Annotated in this window: 3 protein-coding genes; 2 read left to right on the plus strand and 1 reads right to left on the minus strand. The window is 37.2% G+C overall.

Annotated elements, in window-relative coordinates; all coding sequences use genetic code 11:
• Window positions 1-76 precede the first annotated feature (76 nt).
• Window positions 77-1,648: a PD-(D/E)XK nuclease domain-containing ATP-binding protein gene (locus MA2_RS10455; RefSeq protein WP_218002940.1), complete on the minus strand. Its 1,572-nt coding sequence runs from the start codon at window positions 1,646-1,648 to the stop codon at window positions 77-79.
• Window positions 1,649-1,884: 236 nt separating this feature from the next.
• Between MA2_RS10455 and MA2_RS10460 the strand changes: the two genes are divergently transcribed.
• A complete protein-coding gene (locus tag MA2_RS10460) occupies window positions 1,885-2,736 on the plus strand; it encodes a ParA family protein (protein ID WP_067059599.1) in 852 nt (283 codons plus the stop codon).
• 36 nt (window positions 2,737-2,772) lie between these two features.
• Entirely contained in the window at window positions 2,773-3,696 is a 924-nt protein-coding gene (locus MA2_RS10465) for a ParB/RepB/Spo0J family partition protein (RefSeq protein WP_067059600.1), read from the plus strand.
• Window positions 3,697-3,748 lie beyond the last annotated feature (52 nt).

A 3,748-nucleotide genomic window follows, 5' to 3' on the forward strand; every position in this document is an offset into this window, starting at 1 on the left:
GAATATAAAAAACTGGACATTTTGGTTGTTAATTAGAGTAAGAAATTGTTGCTAACGACTTTTTCTTATAGTCTAGCTAACTAGCAAAAATTACGGTACGATTTACTTCATCAAATGCCACGCCAATTTGATACACTTGTTTATTTTTGGAATTATATTTATCAGCATAGCCTTTTTCGGTAATTTGGGCTAACGCTTGTTGCAACGTATTTTCAATCGTATCTCCTTGTTTAACCACTTTAAACTCAAATATATAAACCCGATTATCGAACAAAACCGTCATATCCATTCGACCGTTTCGACTAGATTCTTCGACATGGATAGGTACACCAATACTTGAAAAATAACCATAAAACACACTGGCCCAATATCCTTCAAAATGAGCAATGTCGTTATTAATATGCCAGTTATAGGGAATACCCGCAAAAAACGCTTCAATGGTAGCGAACATTAATGCCGAATCGTTTTCAAGCAAACTTTGGTATAAGTCGCTTTGAATTGTCATAAATTTCAAATCACTATTGGGGACAAATCGGTGAATCACCGCTTGATTAAAACTTTGCTGGACTTCGATATTGGGAAATTTTAGCGTATAACGTACGCCAAATGGCAAGGATTGCACTTCATCAATAGTTAAGTAGCCTGTTTGGAACATCAAGGCAATCGGGCTAATATCGCCTACATCGAATTGCGATAATACCTGCTCACTACCATTTGTCCCTTGTAACGTTGTGATATCTACCCGCTTCTCGAATAACATATCCATCAAAAAGGCAGGTGAACCTGTTTCAAACCAATATGATTTAAACAATTTTTCACTATCTGCTAAATACAGCATCACATCATACGGGTTATATACCGATTCGCCTGTCCAATTATAGCCATTGTACCAACGTTGCATTTCAACCAAATTGACATTGTTAGCCATCAATTCAGGGGCAAAAACCGTTTCTAGTTCAGCTTGGGTATAACCACAGATTGCCGAATATTGCTTGAGTAATGTGATATCAGTGAGATTATTAAGACCAGAAAATAGATTGACTTTACTAAATTTTGATACGCCCGTGAGCATGGCAAAACGAATATTTTTATCTTGTTCCTTGATAATGGAATATAAATCTCTCAATTTATCTCGCATCACAATGGCTTGTGAAGAGTTGGCTAAATTATCCAAAATCGGTTTATCATATTCATCGACCAAAATTACCACAGGCTGCTTATATGCCATCACCGTACTTTCAATCAGGTCTCGAAACATAACACTGAGTGAACGACTACTTTCTAACTGAATATTAAGACGACGAGCTTGATAATGAAACTGGCTTTTCACATTTTCCAAAAACCTTTCTTCACTATCCATAACTCCCCCTGCAAAACCTAGACGTATCACAGGATATTGAATGTCCCAATCCCATTGGCTCTCAGCATATAGACCTTCAAACAAGGCTTTACTACCCATGAATAACTCGGCAATGGTATCTAACGTTAAACTTTTACCAAAACGGCGGGGACGGGATAAAAAAACAAACTTTTCTTTTACCAAGTCAATGATATACGGCGTCTTATCCACATAGTAGTAATTACCATTACGGATATCTGCAAACGTTTGGATGCCTTTGGGAAATTGTTTAGCCATAATTTTTTTCAAAGTCTTGTACTAAGAATTGGATAAATTTTCTGCTATTTTAGCAGTATTAAGGTGTAAAAATATCACCTAGAAAATTTTTTCTAATGATTGTCCACTTGTGGACACTTGAGATTTTTCTGTCTTTAATTAAACATCAGTTTATCATAGAATGCTAATGTATTTTTCATTTTCATCCTATATAATAACCAAAATACCCCATACTGTCCACTTGTGGACACCTTAAAGAGGATAATCAAATGCAAAAATCTGCTAGAGTGATTGCGATTGCTAATCATAAAGGTGGTTGTGGCAAGACAGCAACCACGGTTCATTTATCAGCCGAATTGGCAAAACTGGGTATGCGAGTACTAGTGATTGACTTAGATCCCCAAGAAAACGCCAGTACCCATATCGGGCTGAAACACCCCAGCGAAATTGACATTAGTATTCGGGATTTAATCATTCCAAATTTTGACCAACCGACTTTGACATCAGCCGACAAGGAAGAACTTATCGAACAAGCCATTCATACTAAAACGCATTTTGATGGTGTTTCACTTATTTACAGTTCACTGCGTCTGACTATCGATAAAGACCGTATTCGAGAAAAAGAACCCCGACCTATGGAAGTATTAAAGGAAGTCATTGACAAGGTTAAATATGACTTTGACGTTATTTTACTTGATACGCCCCCTAGTTTGGAGATTTTAACCAGCAATGCGTTAGCGTGTGCCACCGATTATATCGTGCCGATTTTTAGTGGGTCACAATATGGGATGTATGGTGTTGTGGAATTACAGCGGTATATTGACAGCCTAAAACGTATTAACCCCGAATTAAATCTATTGGGGGCGTTACTCGTTCGCCATGACGAACGCCAGTTGATGTGTCGTAATATTCGTGATGAATTAGAAATTGCGCTAGGCAAAGTCATTCCCATTACCATTCCCAGTAGTGCAAAAATCGACCAAGCGGCAAAACTCCATCTAACTATTAGTGACATCGATACCCAATCATCCATCGCAAGGCAATTTCGAGAATTAGCAAAATGGACAGCCAAAGAAATTGGCTTTATTTCTGATGTGTCCACAAGTGGACAGTCCAAATAATCATTTCAAAAAATAGTCAGAGCGAACAGGAAAATCATGAGTAAATTAACAAAACTATTGGCAGAAAAATCAGCCCAAGACCAAGAAAAATTAAAAAATGATTATATAGGCAGTCGAGGTAGAGACATATTTCTAACAGGGGCAAATAGCTATGTGCAAATTGCTATGGATAAAATTAGCCCAAATAAATCCCAGCCTCGTTTGATTTTTGATGATAACGAGCTGCAATCGCTGGCACATTCTATTCAAGAGCTGGGACTATTACAGCCAATTGTGGTGCGACCCAACGGAGATAATCATTATGAAATCATCTCTGGTGAACGCCGTTATCGGGCGTTTCAATTGTTAGAAAAATCCTACATTGACTGTATCGTTATGAATGTGGACGATATCAATAATAGCTTGCTTGCACTGGCAGAAAACATCAATCGAGAAGATTTAACGGATTATGAAATCGCAAAATCGGTCATTATTTTTAAGGATAAATTTCCTAACAAGACTGAATATGCAACAATACTGGGTATTTCTCGTCAAGATTTATACCGTTTACTAGCCTTTGAAAAACTGCCAGAAGCTATCCAACGACGATTAACAGACAACCCGACCCTAATTACTGCAAAAACAGCTGAACAAATTGCCCAATTTATTAAGACAACTAACATCACAGATGAACAACTAACTTTATTACTAAATGACGTGTTAGATTTAGTGGTACTAGAAAATTTAAAACAAAATGCCATTATCGACGAATTATCAAAAAGGCTGACGCAAACCCAGCAACCTACGACAGCTAACAACAGCCGAACCATCAAAGTATTTTCATTGGATGGTAAAAAGGTCGGACAAATCAAGAAAAATGCCAAAAAAACCACGATTGAGTTTAACGGCGATATTTTGGACAACCATCACCAAGAAATTGAAAGATTTTTTGAGCAATTACTTGGCAATAGTGCGAATTAAGGGGAATTTCCAGCACAAATTGAATGTCGGTGTATAACAAAAACTCTTTTTA

The organism is Moraxella atlantae NBRC 14588, assembly GCF_001591265.1.
Lineage (GTDB): Bacteria > Pseudomonadota > Gammaproteobacteria > Pseudomonadales > Moraxellaceae > Faucicola > Faucicola atlantae.